General features: G+C 64.6%; 23 protein-coding genes. All 23 read left to right on the top strand.

Annotated elements, in window-relative coordinates; all coding sequences use genetic code 11:
* The first annotated feature begins 3 nt into the window (after positions 1–3).
* Positions 4–1236 carry an STY4528 family pathogenicity island replication protein gene (locus tag HX793_RS26695; RefSeq protein WP_028690964.1) on the top strand — a complete coding sequence of 411 codons (1233 nt, stop codon included), beginning with the start codon at positions 4–6 and terminating at the stop codon, positions 1234–1236.
* 318 nt (positions 1237–1554) lie between these two features.
* Positions 1555–2334 carry a PFL_4669 family integrating conjugative element protein gene (locus HX793_RS26690; protein WP_028690963.1) on the top strand — a complete coding sequence of 260 codons (780 nt, stop codon included), beginning with the start codon at positions 1555–1557 and terminating at the stop codon, positions 2332–2334.
* Positions 2331–2858 (top strand): DUF3158 family protein, encoded by a 528-nt coding sequence (locus HX793_RS26685; protein WP_028690962.1) that lies wholly within the window; start codon positions 2331–2333, stop codon positions 2856–2858. Before HX793_RS26690 ends, HX793_RS26685 begins: the two co-directional genes overlap by 4 nt.
* Positions 2859–2931: 73 nt before the next feature.
* Positions 2932–3372, top strand: a complete 441-nt coding sequence (locus tag HX793_RS26680) for a single-stranded DNA-binding protein (RefSeq protein ID WP_028690961.1) — start codon at positions 2932–2934, stop codon at positions 3370–3372.
* 283 nt (positions 3373–3655) lie between these two features.
* Complete coding sequence (locus HX793_RS26675) at positions 3656–5668, top strand: DNA topoisomerase III (RefSeq protein WP_028690960.1); 2013 nt, start codon at positions 3656–3658, stop codon at positions 5666–5668.
* 519 nt (positions 5669–6187) lie between these two features.
* On the top strand, positions 6188–7795 hold the full coding sequence (locus tag HX793_RS26670; RefSeq protein WP_023103930.1) for a DNA cytosine methyltransferase: 1608 nt from the start codon (positions 6188–6190) through the stop codon (positions 7793–7795).
* A 242-nt stretch (positions 7796–8037) separates the two neighbouring features.
* Positions 8038–8595 (top strand): hypothetical protein, encoded by a 558-nt coding sequence (locus HX793_RS26665; RefSeq protein WP_023103929.1) that lies wholly within the window; start codon positions 8038–8040, stop codon positions 8593–8595.
* 330 nt (positions 8596–8925) lie between these two features.
* Positions 8926–9138 (top strand): hypothetical protein, encoded by a 213-nt coding sequence (locus HX793_RS26660; protein ID WP_003290186.1) that lies wholly within the window; start codon positions 8926–8928, stop codon positions 9136–9138.
* Between the two features lie 21 nt (positions 9139–9159).
* Positions 9160–9552: a hypothetical protein gene (locus tag HX793_RS26655; RefSeq protein ID WP_017512401.1), complete on the top strand. Its 393-nt coding sequence runs from the start codon at positions 9160–9162 to the stop codon at positions 9550–9552.
* A gap of 173 nt (positions 9553–9725) precedes the next feature.
* Positions 9726–10412: a hypothetical protein gene (locus HX793_RS26650; protein ID WP_017512402.1), complete on the top strand. Its 687-nt coding sequence runs from the start codon at positions 9726–9728 to the stop codon at positions 10410–10412.
* A gap of 80 nt (positions 10413–10492) precedes the next feature.
* Positions 10493–11230, top strand: a complete 738-nt coding sequence (locus tag HX793_RS26645; protein ID WP_017512403.1) for a DUF5983 family protein — start codon at positions 10493–10495, stop codon at positions 11228–11230.
* Positions 11231–11327: 97 nt separating this feature from the next.
* A complete protein-coding gene (locus HX793_RS26640; RefSeq protein ID WP_009459701.1) occupies positions 11328–11606 on the top strand; it encodes a hypothetical protein in 279 nt (92 codons plus the stop codon).
* Between the two features lie 289 nt (positions 11607–11895).
* The gene (locus HX793_RS26635; RefSeq protein ID WP_023103925.1) at positions 11896–12708 is read left to right on the top strand and encodes a hypothetical protein; all 813 of its coding nucleotides are present in this window, start codon (positions 11896–11898) and stop codon (positions 12706–12708) included.
* Between the two features lie 124 nt (positions 12709–12832).
* Complete coding sequence (locus HX793_RS26630) at positions 12833–13186, top strand: DUF3085 domain-containing protein (RefSeq protein WP_009459699.1); 354 nt, start codon at positions 12833–12835, stop codon at positions 13184–13186.
* Positions 13187–13554: 368 nt separating this feature from the next.
* Positions 13555–14472, top strand: a complete 918-nt coding sequence (locus tag HX793_RS26625) for a DUF3577 domain-containing protein (protein ID WP_023103924.1) — start codon at positions 13555–13557, stop codon at positions 14470–14472.
* 57 nt (positions 14473–14529) lie between these two features.
* The gene (locus HX793_RS26620) at positions 14530–15219 is read left to right on the top strand and encodes a DUF3275 family protein (RefSeq protein ID WP_023103923.1); all 690 of its coding nucleotides are present in this window, start codon (positions 14530–14532) and stop codon (positions 15217–15219) included.
* A gap of 94 nt (positions 15220–15313) precedes the next feature.
* Positions 15314–15637: a hypothetical protein gene (locus HX793_RS26615; protein ID WP_023103922.1), complete on the top strand. Its 324-nt coding sequence runs from the start codon at positions 15314–15316 to the stop codon at positions 15635–15637.
* Between the two features lie 101 nt (positions 15638–15738).
* Positions 15739–16146, top strand: a complete 408-nt coding sequence (locus tag HX793_RS26610; RefSeq protein WP_023103921.1) for a hypothetical protein — start codon at positions 15739–15741, stop codon at positions 16144–16146.
* Between the two features lie 16 nt (positions 16147–16162).
* A complete protein-coding gene (locus HX793_RS26605) occupies positions 16163–16423 on the top strand; it encodes a hypothetical protein (RefSeq protein ID WP_023103920.1) in 261 nt (86 codons plus the stop codon).
* Positions 16424–16501: 78 nt separating this feature from the next.
* Complete coding sequence (locus HX793_RS26600; protein ID WP_023103919.1) at positions 16502–17149, top strand: hypothetical protein; 648 nt, start codon at positions 16502–16504, stop codon at positions 17147–17149.
* Positions 17150–17211: 62 nt separating this feature from the next.
* Positions 17212–18321, top strand: coding sequence for a DUF6094 domain-containing protein (locus HX793_RS26595; protein ID WP_028690959.1), 1110 nt, complete (start codon positions 17212–17214; stop codon positions 18319–18321).
* Positions 18322–18371: 50 nt separating this feature from the next.
* Positions 18372–18692 carry a hypothetical protein gene (locus tag HX793_RS26590; RefSeq protein WP_023103917.1) on the top strand — a complete coding sequence of 107 codons (321 nt, stop codon included), beginning with the start codon at positions 18372–18374 and terminating at the stop codon, positions 18690–18692.
* Between the two features lie 90 nt (positions 18693–18782).
* Positions 18783–19088 (top strand): hypothetical protein, encoded by a 306-nt coding sequence (locus tag HX793_RS26585; RefSeq protein ID WP_023103916.1) that lies wholly within the window; start codon positions 18783–18785, stop codon positions 19086–19088.
* The last annotated feature ends 94 nt before the right edge of the window (positions 19089–19182 follow it).

Raw genomic sequence — 19182 nt, 5'->3', positions numbered from 1 at the left:
GCCATGGCCGTGGACGACACCGCACCACGCCGTGGCCCCGTCGCACTCGCGGATCTGTTCGATGCTGCCCTGAAAGACCTCGCGCCCAAGCCCAGCCCCAGTGCGCCAGCACCCGTGCCTACGCCGACGCCCGCCACGTCAGGCGATGCCTTCCTCTTCAGCGGCAACCGGCACGAGACCGTGCCGCGGCGGCTGTTCCTCGACCGTCGCCTGACGCCGCTGGAGCGCAACGCCTGGCAGGTGTTCCGGCTGATGCTCAACGACGACGGCATGACAGCCTTCCCGACGTATGAGCAGCTTCGACCCTGGCTGGCGTCGATGCCCTGCGCCGGGCAGGCCTCGCATGAAACCGTGGCCCGAGCGTTGACGCTGTTGCGCCTCACCCGATGGTTGAGCCTGGTACGGCGACGGCGTGACCCCAAGACCGGCCGCATCCTCGGCAACCTCTACGTTCTGCACGATGAACCACTGACGCCCTTCGAGGCCATGCAGCTCGACGCCGACTACCTGGCACTGGTCAGCCAGTCCCTCGGCCATTCGGCCAAGGCTGTCCAGATGGTCGGTCTGAACACCCTCAAGGAGATCGCGGAAGATCCGATGCTCTCCGGACGCACACTGCCGTCGCGGCTACAGGTCCTGGCCGAACGCCTCGCCAGCCAAGGCATCACGGCCGCCGAAAGTTATCCACAGGAGGATGCCGCCCACGATTCCGAAGAAGGAGCATCGAGCCTTCTTCGGAATGCGGACGACCCGTCTTCGGAATCCGAAGCAGGGGCGAAACCCGCGCCAGACGCCTCTCTTCGGAATCCGAAGCAGGCCCGTACAGTACGTAGTAGTCGTATTAATGAAGTACGTACTACCGCGCAGGCGCGCGCGCTGGGCGATCTGCAATGGCCCAAGCGCTTCACGGAACTGAAGGCAGAGCAGCAGACAGGTGCCAGGGTGGCATTGCAGCAGGTCGATGCCGCGCTGAGACAGGCCGTGCTGGACGACTGGGCCGCACGATGCAGCAGTCATGGCATCCGCAATCCTGCGGGGTATCTGTTCGGCATCATCCAGCGCGCCATCCATGGCGAGTTCAATGCCTGGGCCAAGAAAGACGCGCCATCGGCACCCGTCCCGCCAAACGAGCGGCCACCAGCAGCACCGCCACCTCAGCCGCAGGGTAAGCCAGTGCCGCCGGAAGTCGCCAAGCAGCACATCGAGCGGCTACGCAATCTGCTCGCCAGCAAGTGAGCCGGCATGCAAGTCGGTGAAAGTAGATGCCCATGGCCGCCAATAGAGCTATCCCCTGGGGATAGTTCCGCTGCTGGGCACAACGCCAAGTTGTCGCAGGCCTGGGATCGACCATCTGCCGCAGCATCGGTGTTGCCTACCCTGATCCCGGCGTGCAGCGTTCGTTGACGCTCCATGGAGCTATCCCCTGGGGATAGCTCGCGCCGCATGCAACCGCCGCGCCCTAAACCGGGGCCCGCCGGGATTCGGATTCTTGACTGACTGCCTTCCGCTTCCTGCCGAAGCTGGCCGCTCCTTTTCCAACAACGAGCGGACACCATGGCAACCAATGAACCTCTGCAACTGAATCTCGGCTCCCTGCGCAGCGCGATGTCGCTGACCCTGCACACCCATCACGCTTCCCGCATCTGGCACGGCCGCGCCGCCGCCGAGGGGCGACCGGGCATCGTCGGCCTGAACGGCTACATCGCCCAGATGAACAAGATGCGGCGGGGCTCGGAGCAGGACGACCCGTACTCGGACTGGTGGATGCTGCGCATCGAGGACAAGCTCGACCAAACCAAGGTCACGCTGCAATCGCTGCGCGAGCAGGTGGACCAGGCGCTGGCGAGCGTGCCACCGGCGCTCAGCCTGGGCGAAAACCTCAACGTGCAGCCGGTCAAGCTCCCGCTCTTCGTCAACGCGCAGCTCGGCTTTGCCGCGGTCTATCTCCTGGCCGACTACGACGACATCGCCCGCAAGCTGATCCTCGCCCACCACACCGCGCTCATCGACCGCAGCACCTTGGAACGCTGGCTCAACGAGGGCGCGCACGCGCTGCGCAGCCTGTTCTCGCTGGCCCAGCAGTATCGCTACTCGGGCTGCACCCGCGACGATTTCGCGGCGAAGAACGCCGCTGCGCGAGTCGCGCTGGAGAAGTACGGCGAACTGCCGCAGGAGGTGCTGGAGGGGACACGCCGCTCGAAGTTTGCGCCACCCGTCGTGCGCCGTGGCCTGCAACAGCGCGGCGACGGTCCTGCCACAGCGCCTCCGCCCAGCGACGAAGCCGCCACCGCAGAGCCGCCCGAAGCGTCAGCCGGCGAGGACGAGCCCGCATGAACGATCTGAACCAACCGACCCGCTACTTCCGGGGCCTGCAACAGGGTGCCTTCATGCGGCTGGAACACGCGGCCTCTCTAAAAGGCCTTTTAAAGCCTTTTAAGGGTAAAGGGGACTTCGAGGCCTGGGCCAGCCAGTGCTTCGCCATGCGCGACGAGTTGATTGCCCTGGCACAGCGACAGGTGCTGGAGCAAGCATGCGGGCACCCCTTCCACCTTCTGCCCATCGAACTGGCCCAACAGACCACTGGCGCAGGAACCGTCTTCTTGCGCTGGCGCAGGCACGACAGGTCGGCCATGGGCGTGGCGCTGTGGCGGGAGCTGATCGCCAGCAGCAGCACACCCGTCAACCTGCTGGCCGACCTGCACGCGATCGAGCTGCAGCGCATCACGTTGAACATGCAGATCAGCCTGCTGCACACCTTGGGCAGGCAGGCGCAGGAATGCGCCAGCAAGGCCGCCGAGGCGGACGACGCCTACCTGCACCGGCTCACGTCCGTTCCTGCCGCAATGCGCGATCGGTGATTGCGCCGGGCATCCCAGCACGCGCCCGGCGCCGACGAGGCACGGGTATTTCAACCACCACGGAGATCACACCATGAGCACGCATTTTTCTGGCGAAGGCAACATCGGCTCGCCACCGGAGTACCGCGAATTCCCCAACGGCAATGACGAACCCAGCCGCTTGCTGCGCCTGAACGTCTATTTCGACAACCCCGTACCCAAGAAGGATGGCACCTTCGAGGACCGCGGCGGCTTCTGGGCGCCGGTGGAAATCTGGCACCGCGACGCCGAGCACTGGAAGGACCTGTACCAGAAAGGTATGCGCGTGCTGGTCATCGGCCGCATGGAGCGCGAGCCTTGGACGGACAACGAAGATCAGCCGCGCGAGACCTGGCAGATCAACGCGCGCAGCGTCGGCATCCTGCCGTACCGCATCGAGTCCGTGGCCCTCAGTCCGAAGCCGCAGGAGGCAGAACCGAAGCCACAGGCTGCCCAGGAATCGACCGCGCCGAAGGAGGCGAAGCGCAGGAAGTGAACCGGCATGGAGGGCGGCCGCCGTAGTGCTTCGCCGCCCTCCATGCACCCCGCAAGCTATCCCCTGGGGATAGCTCCATCAACGTCCATCGACTTCCACGCGCTCCCGCAAATCGCGGCTACTGGTCCGCACACCTGCGGCCACGCGCCATCCCCGCCCGAGCCATTCCATCGGCGTGAAAGCGGTCGCCGGCGCATGCGGCTTGTTTGCTGCTACCCCAGGTGGCGCTCGGCATCCTCGATTCCAGCAACTCCATGAACAACGGGAATCGGGATGGACGGACATGCGGCTGTTCTTGTGCGAGAAGCCCTCCCAGGGCAAAGACATTGGCCGAATTCTCGGTGCCACGCAGCGCGGTGAAGGCTGCCTCAACGGTTCCGGCGTCACCGTCACCTGGTGCATCGGCCATCTCGTCGAAGCGGCAGCCCCCGAGGTCTATGACGCGGCGCTCAAGCGCTGGTCGCTGGAGCAGTTGCCCATCATTCCTCAGCACTGGCGGGTCGAGGTCAAACCTAAAACCGCCACGCAGTTCAAAGTCGTCAAGGCGCTTCTGGCTAAGGCGACCCAGCTTGTCATCGCCACAGATGCCGACCGCGAGGGCGAGTTGATCGCCCGCGAGATCATCGACCTGTGCGGCTACCGCGGTCCCATCGAACGGCTGTGGTTGTCGGCGCTCAACGATGCGTCCATCCGCGCGGCACTCGGCAAGCTCCGGCCATCGGCCGAGACGCTGCCGATGTACTACTCGGCGCTGGCGCGCTCTCGGGCGGATTGGCTCGTCGGCATGAACCTCAGCCGCTTGTTCACGGTGCTGGGACGGCAGGCCGGCTACGACGGCGTGCTGTCGGTAGGCCGCGTCCAGACCCCCACGCTCAAACTGGTCGTGGACCGCGACCGCGAGATCACCGCCTTCGTGTCCGTGCCGTACTGGGCCATCGACGTGTCCCTGTCCGCCGGTGGCCAGACTTTCGCCGCGCAGTGGGTTCCCCCGAAAGCATGCACCGACGACGCCGGCCGCTGCCTGCAGCAGCCCATCGCGCAGCACGCCGCGCAGCAGATCCGCGCCGCGGACAGCGCCCAGGTGGTGGCGGTCGAAACCGAGCGCGTGCGGGAAGGCCCGCCGCTGCCGTTCGACCTGGGGACCTTGCAGGAGGTGTGTTCCAGGCAGCTTGGGCTCGATGTGCAGGAGACCTTAGACATTGCTCAGGCCCTATACGAGACGCACAAGGCCACGACGTACCCGCGCTCCGATTCGGGCTACCTGCCCGAAAGCATGTTCGCCGAGGTGCCAACGGTCCTCGACAGCCTGGTCAAGACCGATCCCTTGCTGCGACCGATCATGGACCAGCTCAACCGCACTCAACGCTCACGCGCCTGGAACGACGCGAAGGTGTCTGCTCACCACGGCATCATCCCGACGCTCGAACCGGCGAACCTCTCGACCATGAGTGAGAAGGAACTGGCAGTGTATCGGCTGATCCGGGCGCATTACCTGGCGCAATTCCTTCCTCACCACGAGTTCGACCGCAATGTGGCGAACCTCTCCTGCGGCCAGCAGACGCTGGCGGCCACCGGCAAGCAGGTCGTCGTCAAGGGGTGGCGCCTGGTGCTGGCCGAACCGCAATCCGAGGAGGATGGCGACCCTGCGGCGCGCAGCCAGGTACTGCCCGCGCTGCGCGAGGGCCTGGCATGTCAGGTGGCCGACGTCGATCTGAAGGCGCTCAAGACGCTGCCCCCTCGGCCCTATACGCAGGGCGAGTTGGTCAAGTCCATGAAGGGCGTCGCCAAACTGGTCTCGGACCCGCGCCTGAAACAGAAGCTCAAGGATACGGTCGGCATCGGCACCGAAGCGACGCGGGCCAACATCATCAGTGGCCTGCTGACGCGGGGCTACCTCGTGAAGAAGGGCCGCGCCATCCGTGCCTCGGATGCGGCCTTCACCCTGATCGACGCGGTGCCCACAGCGATTGCCGACCCAGGGACAACCGCCGTCTGGGAACAGGCGCTGGACATGATCGAAGCTGGACAGCTCACGCTGGACGTATTCATCGGCAAGCAGGCTGCATGGATCTCACAGTTGATCGCGCAGTACGGCAGCACGTCCCTGTCCATCAAGGTTCCCCACGGACCGCCTTGCCCACAGTGCGGCGCACCGACGCGCCAGCGCACCGGCAAGAGCGGCCCATTCTGGTCGTGCAGTCGCTACCCCGACTGCAAAGGCACGCTGCCGGTCGAATCCGGCACGTCCAAGCGTGGTGCCTCGCGCCCGCGCCGCAGCGGCCGCAAAGGCTCCTGACCGACCCCGTTCCCCGTGAACCGTGCCCGCCATCGGCGGCGCGGCCTGTGTTCCGCACGCCCTGCGGGACGCCCAGCGCGCAACGCCTTCTTGTCCGTGTGCGCGTCCCGCTTGGTCATCCCCGGCCGCGGGACCTGAAGGTAGCTTCTCCGCGAACCGCCTCCTGCGCGTTCTGCTGATCTGCATTTCTCCCGCCTCTGCGAAGGGTCCCCCGGTGGCTTGCCAAGCTGCGCGAGCCACCCGGAGACCCTTCGTGGTCAGCGGTATTCGGTGCCGGTGCCCGCCGGCGCAAAAACGGGCTCCCTTTGTGCGCGGATGTGCGCCAGACGATGCCGGCGCGAACCACGACATGCGCCGGGTGTGATTGCTGATGAGCAGACGGTTCTAGCGACGACCGGGCCTGCACCAGCCCACGGGTGGTTCTGTCCTCCCGAGCCGAAGGCCGCAGGGCCTTCGGCGCCTTTCTCCTGCCTATCAACGTCCCGGCCCGCCCCGGGCCACACGAACAGGAGACCCGACATGAACCCGCAACCTTGCACCCTTCGCGGTGCGCCCCAGGCCGCGCCACTGCTGTACGGCAGCGTGTGCAGCGGCATCGAGGCCGTGAGCCTCGCATGGCAACCCCTCGGCCTCAAAGCCGCGTGGTTCGCCGAGATCGAGCCGTTCCCGAGCGCCGTGCTCGCCCACCGTTACCCCCATGTGCCCAACCTGGGCGACATGACCGCGATCGCCCGTCAGGTGCGCGCCGGCACCGTGCCGGCGCCCGACATCCTGGTCGGCGGCACGCCGTGCCAGTCGTTCAGCGTTGCCGGCGCGCGCCAGGGGTTGAACGACCCGCGCGGCGCCTTGACCCTTGCCTATGTGGAGCTTGCAAATGCCATCGACCAAACCCGCCACCAAGACCGCCGCCCGCCGGCAACGCTCGTCTGGGAAAACGTCCCCGGCGTCCTCAACGACCGCAGCAATGCCTTCGGGCATTTCCTGGGCGCACTGGCCGGAGAAAGCCGTGCGCTCCAGCCGCCAGGGGAAAAATGGGCGCACGCTGGTTGTGTGTCTGGACCCCGCCGCCGCATCGCCTGGCGCGTGCTCGACGCTCAATATTTCGGTGTCGCCCAACGCCGCAAGCGCGTGTTTCTTGTGGCATGTGGTGGTGATGACCTCGATCCCTCCGAAGTACTTTTTGAGCGCACAGGCCTGCGCGGGGATTCTTCTGCGGGCCGCGCGCCGTGGCAAGAAGCTGCCCGCGCTGCTGGACCGGGTGCTGCAGCAGCAGGCGGATACGCAGGATTCGCTGGACTGAACCAGCCCTACGGCAAGGTCACGACGACGTTCGGATTCAGCGGCGGCATTGGCCCCGTCGATGTTGCGGCATGCCTGATGGCCGCGGGTCCCAAGCACGACATCCGCACCGAGACGTTCATGGTGCAGTCCATCGCCGGCAGCATCGCCCACACCCTCGACACCGCCAACAACGGCAAGGGCAGCAGCGAGGACGGTACGGGAAAGGGCGTGCCGATCATCGCCTTCACCGCCCAGGGCAGCGGCGCGGACGCCACGATCGACCTGACGCCGACGCTGCGTGCCGGCGGGCATCGCAACAGCCATGCGAACGCAGGCGTCGTGCCCGCCATCGCCTTCGCGCAGAACAACCGCGGCGAAGTGCGCTTCGAGTCGGGCCATGGACAGGTGTCTTGCACCGTCCTGTCCAACGGCAAGCCGGGCTACGGTGTGCCGATGGTGGCCTGCGTTGCCCTGCGGGGACGGACGCAGGGTCTTGCTGCCGAACTGGGCGGAAGCGTTGCGGCGGCGTTGCGTACCAGCGGCGGCGGCGCAGACAAGCCCCATGTCCTGGCCCCCGACTTCGAGGCACATTTCCGCTACGACTGGAATGAATCCGGTGCAGCGGACTGGTCGCAATGGCGGGTGCGGCGGCTGATGCCCATGGAGTGCGAGCGGCTGCAGGGCATGCCCGACGACTACACGCTGATCCCGTATCGCGGCAAGCCTGCCGCAGACGCTCCGCGCTACAAGGCGATTGGCAACTCCATGGCCGTCCCGTGCATGGCTTGGCTGGGCAACCGGCTGGTGCAGTGCCTGCACAAGACGGACTCGACCGCTTCGGATTGATCGACGACGCAGCCTGCCGGCCGCGCCATTCTCCCCCTGCATTGCCGATGTATCGGCAGCAGCCCGCAGCCAGGGTGTCAAGGCTGCCGTGGGTTCCGCCCACGCCACCCACCAGTTCGCTTCGGCATCTCACCGGCGAACGCTGCCCACCGGGGCATCGATGCCTCCTTTCTCCAACCCACGGGATGGTCGCCACGTCCCGTCAGGGGCATGTCGCCACCCGGTCGATTTCAGGACTTCCCATGGACACCATCACCAAGCAAGACCGCATCACGCTGAAGAACCTCAAGGTCGCCGACTTCGCCAGCGAGGAAACGCTGTGCTTCACCGCGACCATCGTGTTCGACGGCACTCCCATCGCCGAGGCCCGCAACGACGGGCATGGCGGCTCGACATTCCTCCGCGCGCTCAACGGCAAGACGACGCTGCTGGCTCAGGCCGAAGCCTTTGCCAAGGGCTTGCCGCCTGCGCCGCTCGATCTAGGCCAGGAGGGTGAAGACCCTCATTACATCGACATGACGCTCGACTTCCTGGTCGATGAACTGGCCGATGCCATGCACGCGGAGCGCAAGGTGCGAGCCGCCTTCAACCGCGACATCGGCAACAAGGTGCTGTTCATCAAGGACGGCAAACTGCTGTTCATCAAAGGCATCAAGCTCAAGGCTATCGCCGACCGCAAGGCGTACTTCGCTTCGCTGCGCACCAGGCAGGCCCAGCCCATCGTCATCCTCGCCGAGCTTCCGCCCGAGCGGGCATTCGACCTGTGGAAGCAGCATGTCCTGGGCGACAAGCCCGATTGACCCAGCGCCACCGCACCCTCCTGACAGCCCCGTACTCGATGCGGGGCTTTTCTTTTCCTGTGCTCATCAATCGGGGCTGGGCCGAATGCCGTTTTCCAACTGACGCGGCGCAGCCCTCGCACGAAGCTGCCTGCATGTTCGCTGATTCGTCAGCACATGCCAGCAGCCAGGGTTCCAGGCTGCCGCGGGTCTCTCCCGCGTCACCCACCAGTCCGCATCGCATCAATTCTGCGGATGAGCGTCCCCGTGACGCTGATGCTTTTTATCAACCGCGTGCGGGAGCTGCCATCCCGTGAGGGACAAGGCCCCGCTTTTCCAAGGAGCCCGTCCATGTCCCAGCAAGCCTCTTTCGGCCAGTTGGCCCTGACCTACTGCGGCAAGTTCCTGCCGCTCGAAGTCTTGCAAAGCGCCGCCGGCCACTACATCGGCACGCGCGATACCGAAGGTCCCGTTTCGCGGGAATCCCGCGAGTACTTCCGCAGCTATGCCGCGGCTCAACGCGCCCTCGAAAGAGGCGGCTGGTCCCAGCTCGCCATTCCCTGATCCAACTGGAGAAATCACGTCATGAACCAGCTACTGCCGCGGGAAGTCGTCGATCAGATCATGCGGGAAGAGCAGCATTTCGCTGCCGCGCCCCAAGCCTTCTTCGAGGCCTGGAAGCGCGGTGTCGAGATTGCTGGTCCCGAGTGGTTCGGCGACGGCACCCGTGAAGGCCTGAACCAGGCCAAGACCAAGTGGGATTTGCGTCCCGACATGCTGCGGCTCAACGATGCCCTCGGCGTCCTGAGCAGCGGCGAACGCATGTTCCTGTCCGCCATGGTCAGCTTCTACAACGCGCGCGAGGGCGGTGCCATGCTCAAGCGCTGCCGCTTCCACGGGCTGTCGGACTTCGACGGTCTCGATCTGGAACGCCGCAAGGTCATCGCCGACCTGCTGGTGAACTACAGCGGTTGGTGAGCCGGTCTCCGGCACGCCACTGTCCTCTCGATCCCCCCGTGAGGGACATGCGCCCATAAGGCCATGTCCCTCAATTTTTCTTCCCCATCGCCCGACGCCAACGGCCTTGGGCTATTCCCTGCGGACGCCATCGTCCGCATGGGCTGGCTCCGCTCTTCTCGAAAGGAGCCAGCATGGCAAACAACTACTACGAAGGCACGGGCGTTCTCGTGCTCAACCGCGTTACTCCCGTCATCAAGGCACTGTTCGGTGCTTTCGCGCTCGACGAAAACCATCCCGGCAATGGGCAGGCCTACATCGCCCAGATCGCCGAAACCAATGATCCACGCTGGACAGATGTGCTGGACGGTCTGGAAAACCTGGCCACACAACTCGGCATCCCCATGCCCGACGACGAAGAGTTGTCGATTCCGCCTCTGCTTGAACGGCTGGCCGCGCACTTCGGTGCTGACCAGGACGGGGAGCTGGAGAACCTGATCGAGCACCACCAATTCGAGGACGGCGCCGACCTGGAAGCCCTGCTTCTGATCGCTACCCGCTTCGATGACGGCCATAACCTGACCGCCATCCAGTTTGAGGGCTGCTGGTATTGCAGCAAGCCAAGGCTATTCGAGTTCGGCGGCAACGGCTGCTACCTGAGCCGTGAGGTCCAGGTCTTCAGAACGTCCTCGCAGGCGCTTCAACTCGGCGATCAACTGCGCAACACCATCCTGGCCGCCGACATCGAAGAGGCCTCAGCGTTGATCGCGCTGGAGGCCGCCAACCTGCTTGCCGGCATCACCGATGAGCAATTTCGCCTAAATGTGCGCCATCGCATCGCCGAACGGCTGGTTCAGACGCCAACGATCAGCGCCGACTGACGCATTTTCCACTTTCAACCAACCGGGTCCAATTCCCGGTGGCGGAGATTGGCCCCAATATTCAAATCTGGAGAGTTCCCATGTCCCAGAAACCCAATCCCTTTCTCCGCGGCTACTGGAATCTGAAAATCGTCCGCACGCTGTGCATCGGCTACGACGACGGAAGCCCGCATGTCTGGCGAATCATCCACGCGAGTCAAAAGCACTTTTCCGACGAGGAACTGATTTCATCCTCGTGCATCGTCACCAGCGATTTCGCCGTGGTCAGGAATGGTCCCGAACCCGTGAGTGCCGAGGTGCTGGCCGAATGCGATACCGCAGAAGGTGTCAGCGGCGAAGGTGTAATCGGTGCCGTGGTCTATGCCATCCATGGCGACGACTTCGACGGTCGCCCCATCCACGTCGGCGACGCCTATTCGGCAGAGGCAGCGCGGGAAGTCGTACAGCGCCTGAGTTTCGAGACCGGCTACTACAGCCGGTGCTGGGAAATCAGCAGCGCACACATCAGCCAAGAAACCGGCCAATACCTCGCCAACCTGGCAGACCTCGCTACGCCGGAGGCATTCCTGTTCATCGCGTTCCGGGTTCCGTACAGCCCGGCGATCGGCATCAAGCTGATCTCCACTCCCTGGACGGACAAGAACCTGGACCACGCCGAGGGCATCAGTGCGGAGCAGCTTCGCCAGGAGCACCGAAGCAAGGGTATGCCGGATGACCTGGCGAACGTCATTGAACTGGCTGGCCAGGCCGACGTGCGCATCCTGATTCTCGACGCCGACGCACCCGTGCTGTTGGGCCTGCCGTTGGCCGAATCCTAGCAGCCGCTCGACGCAACATCCTTCCTCTTTGTTCTCCCCCATACCGGCCCGTCTCCCTCCCGGAGCCGGGCTGGTCCATTTTCATAGGAGCAACCTCATGTTCCCCGACCTCATCTCGCGCACGCCAGACTTCGAGCACCAGCTCGGCGCCTGCGTCAATGCCATGGGCCAGGACGACGCCATCGGCCAGATCCTGGTATTCGAGCGCATGAGCGGCACGCTGCACATGCGCCATATCGCCAGCGCCGACCTGGTGGACACCGACATTGACGACTACGAAATGGTCGTCTTCGACGGTGGCAACACCAGCGGCGATACATGGAAGCATGTCTTCTTCCCACGTCAGCGCGAGCACTACTTCGTGTACGAAGCCTGACCCAACCAAGCCCCTTTTCGAGGGGCTTTTTCTTGTCCGCAGCGCAGGAAAGCGGGTGCGACGCTGTGCGATTTCTTGCAGGCAGGCCGCCCATTCCAGAGCCATCCTTGCTCCATGTTCGTCGGCGTTGCCGACACATGCCCTGGCAGCCGAGACCTTCAAGGCTGCAAGTGCGGGAAACCGTGCTGGTCGTTTCTTCCTATGGACGTACCCCGTCCGTTCACGCCACCCACAAGGGACCTCTCCCTTGCGGGCGGGGAATCCCTTGTTCTTCCTCAAGGAGATTCCCATGGACCGTTCCCTCATCAAATCCATGATGCCTTCGCTTGTCGCGGGCCATGTCCCTCGCAACGTGCGTTCGTTCAAATACCGCGTATTCGATGATCAGCCGCAGTCCTCGACGTTGGGCTTCGCCATTGACCCTCAGCCCTTCAACGGCAAGGTAGTCTCCGCGACCGACGATGCCATCGTCGTCAAGCTCAAGCCTTCCGAGTTCGCCGTGCTCGATCCCAACCTGGTGACCACCGTTCCCAGCGAGGGCGCCAAGGTCCATGTCCAACCCTACGCCCGGCGACGTTTCGACGGGCTTCGCGCGGACACCCCGGAAGTCGTCACCGAGAAGACTTCGGATGGCACGCCTTACACCATCACGAGGCATATCCTTGGCAAAGCACCCGCCAAGCTGCCCATTCCCGAGCCGCAGTGCATGGAGCTGGGCCAACTCATCGAGCAGTTGGAGGAGATGCCCGCGCCCGACGGGTTCCGGTGCATCACCCACATGCTGGTCGATGCAGGTGCCCGCGACTTCGCCTGGGTCGATCCCAAGCCCTCCAGGATCATCGAGACCCCGCCGGCGATCAGCTTCACGGTCTCAACCACCAAGTTCGAGGGTCAGGTGACGATCCTCTACGACCGTGGCGGCGACACCTACGTGGTGGAGCTGCACCGCGACGGTGAGTTGGTCGATAGGCACGACGAGGTGTATTTCGACATGCTCGGTGAAGTGCTGGAGCGGCTCATCGACGACGGGCGCTGGCGCCTGATCGACGTGAGCGTGATCGACGCCAAAGCCTTTCGGCAACGTCAGGCGGTTCCAGCCTGACGTGCCAGACAGGAAGCCTAGCGGCACGACTGATCAGTCCACAGCCTACCGGCGACTGCCCCACAAGCCTTCCATCCGTTTCGGTGGAGGGCTTTTTTCTTCATCCATACAGGAGATTTCAACCATGTCACTGCGATTCAGAGGCTCCGACCTGCGCCCCGTGCTTGCCGAAGCCATCGCCAACCAATGCCGCGTCGCCCTGGCCAAGGACCAGGGCGTGTACTTCCTCGCCGAGCGCGGAGAGCGCCGCCCCGATGGCCGCGTGAAGCTGCTGGCCTATGCCGTCGGCTGCAACCCGGATACCGACCCGTTCGATGACTGGTGGGAACTGGCACGCGCCGAGCTTGGCGGCGACGACTTCGGCGAGTTCTTCGACCCGAAAGACAGCGTTTTCACTCGCATTCTGCAAAGCTCAGATGATCTGGAGCTGTCCGCCACCGCTACGTATCTGTCGCTGGCGGCGGTGGAATCGGCGTAGTCCAAAAATGTCCGCATACCCCTTGAAGCCCCCATTTCGGGGGCTTTCTTTTGGGCGGAACTGGGCAGCCTGGAAAAAATGGGAAGCGCCCGGATGCCGATTGATTGCTGTCGCGCGCGCGAGGCCCGGCCATGCTGACCCCATGCCTGCTGACGTTGTCAGCGACATGCCAAGCAACCATCGGTCTTCAAGGTTGCGTCGCAGTTCCCACTGCGTGACCGAGCCAGCTCGCACCGCATCCATCCGCGAGCGGCCACCAGTCTCTGGTGGCGGATGCTTTCGCCTTATCGACCCACCGCGGGGTTACGCACCTTTCCCCGCATGCGTGGGGCTGGTGTGTCTCCGCTTCTTCCCTATGGAGATTCACCATGAACACCACGTCCAACGAGAAATCGTATTTCGACCTCCACACCTCGGGCATCGGCTACATCCAGCGTGTCCGTGAAGTGCCTGTCCGGGGCGGCCGCCGTGCGCAGCCTTTCCTGGCATGCACCGTTGCCGCGCTGGTCGGCCCCGCCAGGGACCCCAGCTACCGCTACTTCGACGTCAAGGTCTCGGGTGCCGAGGCCAAGAACCTCGTCCAGCGCTACATCGGCGTTGACGATCCCAAGCAGCGCCCGCTGGTGCGCTTCCGCCTCGGCGACCTGTGGGGCGATGCGTACATCCGCGACAAGGGCGAGCGCAAGGGTGAAGCCGCCGCGTCCCTCAAGGCGCGACTGCTCAAGGCCGAGCCGCTTGACCGGGCCGAACTGGCTTCCATCAAGCAGCACGAGCTGATCACCCGCGGCATCGGCTACCTCAGCCGTCCGAAGGACGTCACCCCCAAGGATGGCGATCCGTTCCTGTCGTGCTGCGTCGCGGCTCTGGCCGGGCCTGTCGGTGAACCGGACTATCGGTACTTCGACACCATCGTCGCCACCCCTGAAGCCGAGCACCTGGTTCGCCGGTGCGTGCAGGCCATCGAAGGGGACCGCAAGGTGCTGATCGCCTTCAAGTTGAACGACATGAAGATCGATCCGTACATCCGCACCAAGGGTGAGCGCGCCGGGGAGCCGGGAGCGAGCCTGGAATCGACGCTGATCCACATCGGTCTGATCAAGATCGACGGCACCCAGGTCTATCCGACGAGCCAGGCGCAAGCCGAGGCGTCGCAGGCCGAGGACGCACCCGCGCCCGAAGCCGAGGACGCCGCCGACACCGCTGCCGACCAGCCTATCGAGCCCGCCGAGCGCGAGCCCGCAGGTGAAGTCGAAGAGCAGGAGCCGGCATTGGCTGCTTCGTTCTGATCCGGCATGGCCCCTCACGGGGCCTTGCCTTTTTCCTATTCCTCAAGGAGAAGCATCATGGCAGTCACATCGGCACCCGAGAAATCGGCCACTCCCATCATCGTCCCGGGCCAGCTCGCGCTGCGCACCATTCATGGCCGCAACGGAAAGTTCAATGTTGGCAAGCTCGAATGCCAACTCGGAAAATTCACGATTAAAGACGCGGAGTTGGAGCAATACCCCGAGGGCAAGTATCAAGGGGAGTTCGTCCTTCGCTACATCTTCCTCAAAGGCTATCCGATCAGCGACGGCAGCATGCGTTTCGAGATGCGCGCCAACCTGGACGGTATGACACTTTTCGGCATCGACAAGCTGAGCAAGGCCGAAGCACATAGCTTCGCCCCGCAGGAAGTCGATCCGCTCGATGAAGATCAAGGGACACAGCCTGCGACAACGCCGGCCAAACCCGCCAAGGCATCCAGGTCCGCCAAACCTGCACCCGTGCAGACGTCCGCGGACCCGCTGGTCGATACCACGCCCTTCGGCGTGGACGCGCCGCCTGCTGCGGCTGCTGCCCCCGGCAGCACCGAGGATGGCGACGCCGCGCTGTTCGGCCTGTTGTGGCCGCTGGGCGAGTCTGTGAAGCTGGATTCGACCATCGACCGCCGCGCCCTGCGCGCCCAGATCGCCCGCCTGGGCGAACTGGGCTACGCGCTGGACTTCAAGACGCAGGAGTGGAGCCGCCAGGCCGAACTGCAACCTGCGTGATTGCAGACACCGCATCCGCGGTGTTCTTCATCCACCCGCTGGGGTTCCTTCCCCATGCGGGGGTGGCCTCGGCTTTCTTCTGGAGGTCTCCATCATGTCCACCATCACTTGCGATACACCCCGTTCCGCGCTGGACGAAACCGCGTGGCGCGCCGTTTGCAAGACGGCCGCCGAGCATGCCCAACGTGGTTGCGGCCTGTCCTGGGATCACTGGGTCACGCTTTTCAGCTCGGAGATCGACGCGCAAGCCAGTCGATTGCCGGAAAGCCAGCGCGTTCATGCGCTGGAAATCGCGACCCAGGAATGGGACTACGCAACACCTGCCGAACGGCAGGAAACCCAGGACTGGCTCGCTGAAAACGGCTGCTGTTCGCATGGGATCACGCTGGGTTGCTGCCCGGCCGGTTGCGGTTCCTAGCCCGCACTGCATTCCATCGCCGCACACGCGGCATTCCATCACCCGCTGGGGGTTCTTCCCCACGGGGAGGCCTCTGGCTCTACTTCTTCAGGAGGCCTCTCATGGGCTGGTATTTCTCTCCCCAATCGCGGTCTGAACTGATCGCCGAACTGATCGCACCGCAGGAGACCGAGCGCGCCAGCGTGAAGGTCATCGCCCACACGCTGCGCGGCAACGTCCTCTGGTCCGTCGCGGAAGTGACGGCCAGGGCCGAAGGCGTGCATCGTGATCTCGCGCCGGGCCAGTCCCTGCGCTACATCCGCTGCGATCTTCTGGAGCGCAGCGGCAACCAGTGGGGCTACAAGCCGCTGGACGAGTCCATGCACCCGTACTACTACTCGTGCCCGCTGTCCTATCTGGACCTCGCACCGGAGCAGTCCGCCGACTGGCGTGCAGGCGTTCGCGCCTACCACGCGCGGCGTCGTACACCCACGGTTGCCACGGCACCCGCCGCGGCACTATTGGCCTGAGCCAGGAGGAACCAACATGGACCCGATCCTGGCTGCGCTCCCCGCCTCGCTGTTAAAGCTCGTTGAAGGCAGTTTGTCCAACGACGAAGTTTCCTCCGACGAGGAAATGCTGGCGTACTTCATCGACAACGGCCTCACCGAGGAGCAGGCACGGCAGGCGCTGACCTATCGCGACCAGTACCTCAACAACATCTACCTGGACGGCTTCACGCCGATCACCGCGGTGGACGAGGCGCTTCACTTCAACCCGCACACCCGGCAGTTCGAGCCGGACTGAGCGGTTTTCTTCCACCCCCCCCGGGGCAGTACCTGCCCCGACGGGCGGTGCTGTTCCCGCTCATCCGAGGACACCACCATGCCCGCAAACACTTCTTCCACGCTGTACCGCATCGACGAATGCCCGGACGTGATGGCCGACGCCTGCGTTGGCGATGACCAGGGCAACCTGATCTTCCTGTCCATCTGGGCACGCGACACCGCCGTCCAGCAATTCCTCGCTCGCCTGACCCTCGGGCGCGACGAGCAGGGACTGGACCAGTTCCACGTCATCACCGACCAGGGCGGCAGCGTCCCGGTGTTCATCGGCAACGTCGATCGCCTGGAAAAGCGCATGACCCGCGCCTACCGGCGAACGCTGTTCGGTTCGCTGTCCAACGTGTGGCTGTTCGACCGGCGCTGCGTCAAGCCCGACAAGGCCAACGCCAGCGCATTGGCACTGCTGCCGCGCGACAGCGCCCACCGGCTTGACCGCCTGTGGATGCTGGTGCGGGACACCTGCCCGTTGCCGCTACTCGACCACTGGCGCGAGACCGTGCTGGAACTGCTGCAAAGCCGCGAGATGCTGGCCCGCCTTCCGTTCGCCCTCGGGCCGCTGGAAGGCCATCGGCTCGCCATCGACGTGCCGGCGCTGACCCTGGCGCTGGGCTCCCTGATCCGCAGTGACGCGCTCACCGCCTATCCCTATCCGACCAAGATTTGGACGCCGGAAGCGGTAGCGGCTTGACCCCCTCGGAGGCACGTCTCGGCGTGCTTCCGTCTTTCATCCCCGCCAACCAGGAGACTTCCATGGCCCTCATGTTCCCGCGGCTCGCCCGCAATTTCGCCAAGAACGGGTACTACCCGACCGACGAACCCACGCTCGAAAGAGCCCTCAACGCACTGATGCCCAGCGACGGGCCGATGTGCATCCTTGATCCCTGCGCCGGCGAAGGCGTGGCGATCGCCGAAGCCGCCTATGCCCTCGGGCGTGACCAGGCCAAGGCATTCGCGGTCGAGTTCGACGCGGAGCGGGCACGCCATGCCCGAGGCTTGGTCGATCACTGCCTGCACGCGGACCTGATGGACACGATGGTCTCCAAACAGTCCTTCGGGTTGCTCTGGCTCAACCCGCCGTATGGCGACCTGTCCAAGGACGTCAACGGCAACATCGGCTATCAAGGTCAGGGACGTGCCCGCCTCGAAAAGCTGTTCTATCAGCGTTCGCTGTCGCTGCTGCAGTACGGCGGCATGCTGGTCTTCATCGTCCCCGGCTACGTGCTCGACGCGGAGCTGGTTGGTTGGCTGACACGCCACTACACCGATCTGCGGATCTACCGAGCGGTGGAAACGCAGTTCAAGCAGGTGGTGATCTTTGGCCGAAGGGTGCGCCAGCGCGAGCAGGCCCCCGATGGCGTCAAGGCCGTGCGCAACCTGCTGCTGCAGGTTGGGCTTGGCGAAGTCGAAGCCGAGGAACTGCCGAGCGAATGGCCGTTCCTGCCGTACATCGTCCCCGCCAGTCCGGTCGAGCCGGAGCATTTCTTCCGCGTGACGATGGAGCCGGAGCAGTTCGCCGATGAGGTCGGTCGGCTGCAAGGCCTCTGGCCGTCGCTGGACACGCACCTGGGGGCCGCGCAGCAGTCGCTGCGTCCACCGGCGCGAGCCTTGTCCCACTGGCATCTCGCCCTGGCCTTGGCAGCGGGCGCGATCTCCGGCGTTGTGCGCTCCCAGACGGGGCGCGTGCTCGTCGTCAAAGGTGACACCCACAAGGACAAAACGCTCCAGCGGGAATTCACCGAACGCGAAGACGGCTCCATCGCCGAGACCCGCATCCTCACCGACAAGTTTGTGCCCGTCATCCGCGCGTGGGACATGACGCCTGGCTCCGCGACACGGGGCGAGGTGTTGACCATCCGCTGATCCACCGGACGCGCTGCCGTCCTGCTGTACCACATCGAAGGAGAAACACCATGTTCCCGAATCCGTTCAAGCGGCCAGCGCCGCACAAGCAACCGTTGTTCGCACCGAGTACGTTGAAGTTGAGCGAGAAGGTGCATTGGCTGGCCCGAAGAGGCCTGATCGACCCCTTAGCCTATGTCCAGCGCCATGTGCGCGGGGACTGGGGCGAGATCGATGAGGCCACACGCCAAGCCAACGACGTGGCGATCCAACAGGACAACCTGATGATCTCGCAGTTCAGGATCACGCCGGACCTGGCGCTAATCGTCAAGACCAGCGAGGACCACCAGACCACGGTGATCCAGCTTCCCGAAGAGCGGGACCTGATCTGACGTCCCCACATCGTCATCCTCATTCTCCTGACGGAGCCACTTCACTCCGGCAGGGGTGTCGTGGCTCAATGACTCATCAAGGAGGAGCCCATGGCATCACATCGCATCGAAACCTACTGTCAGAACCTGGCGTTCCCCATCGGGGCGCTTATCTTCAGCAAAGGCATTGACCGCCTGGTCCGCTCGGGTCGCCTCGACCCGATCCCGTACTTCAGGCGCCACACCCGTGGCGACTGGGGCGACGTCAACGTCCAGCAATGGCAGGCCAACAGCACCGCGCTTCAATCAGGCGCATCGCTGGCATCGCACTACGTGATCCATCCGGGGCTGGCCATTCGCATCGTTACCGACGCGGAGCGCCACGCCACCGTCATCGTTCTGCCGTCCGAGGACTGAGCACGGTTCAGCCGCTGGCCACCCAGGCCAGCACCTTCAACCACCGTCGGCCACGCGTCGATTTACTTCCCACCACGGGGCATGCCACTGCCCC

It is taken from the genome of Pseudomonas reactans (genome assembly GCF_013387025.1).
Lineage (GTDB): Bacteria > Pseudomonadota > Gammaproteobacteria > Pseudomonadales > Pseudomonadaceae > Aquipseudomonas > Aquipseudomonas reactans.
Note: the sequence above shows the minus strand (reverse complement) of the source record. Positions and strands in the feature narration are given on the sequence as shown.

What these genes read in the sequence shown, in the direction of transcription:
- HX793_RS26695 (WP_028690964.1), top strand. Translation starts at nt 4, where the DNA reads ATGGCCGTGGACGACACCGCACCACGCCGTGGCCCCGTCGCACTCGCG.
- HX793_RS26690 (WP_028690963.1), top strand. Translation starts at nt 1,555, where the DNA reads ATGGCAACCAATGAACCTCTGCAACTGAATCTCGGCTCCCTGCGCAGC.
- HX793_RS26685 (WP_028690962.1), top strand. Translation starts at nt 2,331, where the DNA reads ATGAACGATCTGAACCAACCGACCCGCTACTTCCGGGGCCTGCAACAG.
- HX793_RS26680 (WP_028690961.1), top strand. Translation starts at nt 2,932, where the DNA reads ATGAGCACGCATTTTTCTGGCGAAGGCAACATCGGCTCGCCACCGGAG.
- HX793_RS26675 (WP_028690960.1), top strand. Translation starts at nt 3,656, where the DNA reads ATGCGGCTGTTCTTGTGCGAGAAGCCCTCCCAGGGCAAAGACATTGGC.
- HX793_RS26670 (WP_023103930.1), top strand. Translation starts at nt 6,188, where the DNA reads ATGAACCCGCAACCTTGCACCCTTCGCGGTGCGCCCCAGGCCGCGCCA.
- HX793_RS26665 (WP_023103929.1), top strand. Translation starts at nt 8,038, where the DNA reads ATGGACACCATCACCAAGCAAGACCGCATCACGCTGAAGAACCTCAAG.
- HX793_RS26660 (WP_003290186.1), top strand. Translation starts at nt 8,926, where the DNA reads ATGTCCCAGCAAGCCTCTTTCGGCCAGTTGGCCCTGACCTACTGCGGC.
- HX793_RS26655 (WP_017512401.1), top strand. Translation starts at nt 9,160, where the DNA reads ATGAACCAGCTACTGCCGCGGGAAGTCGTCGATCAGATCATGCGGGAA.
- HX793_RS26650 (WP_017512402.1), top strand. Translation starts at nt 9,726, where the DNA reads ATGGCAAACAACTACTACGAAGGCACGGGCGTTCTCGTGCTCAACCGC.
- HX793_RS26645 (WP_017512403.1), top strand. Translation starts at nt 10,493, where the DNA reads ATGTCCCAGAAACCCAATCCCTTTCTCCGCGGCTACTGGAATCTGAAA.
- HX793_RS26640 (WP_009459701.1), top strand. Translation starts at nt 11,328, where the DNA reads ATGTTCCCCGACCTCATCTCGCGCACGCCAGACTTCGAGCACCAGCTC.
- HX793_RS26635 (WP_023103925.1), top strand. Translation starts at nt 11,896, where the DNA reads ATGGACCGTTCCCTCATCAAATCCATGATGCCTTCGCTTGTCGCGGGC.
- HX793_RS26630 (WP_009459699.1), top strand. Translation starts at nt 12,833, where the DNA reads ATGTCACTGCGATTCAGAGGCTCCGACCTGCGCCCCGTGCTTGCCGAA.
- HX793_RS26625 (WP_023103924.1), top strand. Translation starts at nt 13,555, where the DNA reads ATGAACACCACGTCCAACGAGAAATCGTATTTCGACCTCCACACCTCG.
- HX793_RS26620 (WP_023103923.1), top strand. Translation starts at nt 14,530, where the DNA reads ATGGCAGTCACATCGGCACCCGAGAAATCGGCCACTCCCATCATCGTC.
- HX793_RS26615 (WP_023103922.1), top strand. Translation starts at nt 15,314, where the DNA reads ATGTCCACCATCACTTGCGATACACCCCGTTCCGCGCTGGACGAAACC.
- HX793_RS26610 (WP_023103921.1), top strand. Translation starts at nt 15,739, where the DNA reads ATGGGCTGGTATTTCTCTCCCCAATCGCGGTCTGAACTGATCGCCGAA.
- HX793_RS26605 (WP_023103920.1), top strand. Translation starts at nt 16,163, where the DNA reads ATGGACCCGATCCTGGCTGCGCTCCCCGCCTCGCTGTTAAAGCTCGTT.
- HX793_RS26600 (WP_023103919.1), top strand. Translation starts at nt 16,502, where the DNA reads ATGCCCGCAAACACTTCTTCCACGCTGTACCGCATCGACGAATGCCCG.
- HX793_RS26595 (WP_028690959.1), top strand. Translation starts at nt 17,212, where the DNA reads ATGGCCCTCATGTTCCCGCGGCTCGCCCGCAATTTCGCCAAGAACGGG.
- HX793_RS26590 (WP_023103917.1), top strand. Translation starts at nt 18,372, where the DNA reads ATGTTCCCGAATCCGTTCAAGCGGCCAGCGCCGCACAAGCAACCGTTG.
- HX793_RS26585 (WP_023103916.1), top strand. Translation starts at nt 18,783, where the DNA reads ATGGCATCACATCGCATCGAAACCTACTGTCAGAACCTGGCGTTCCCC.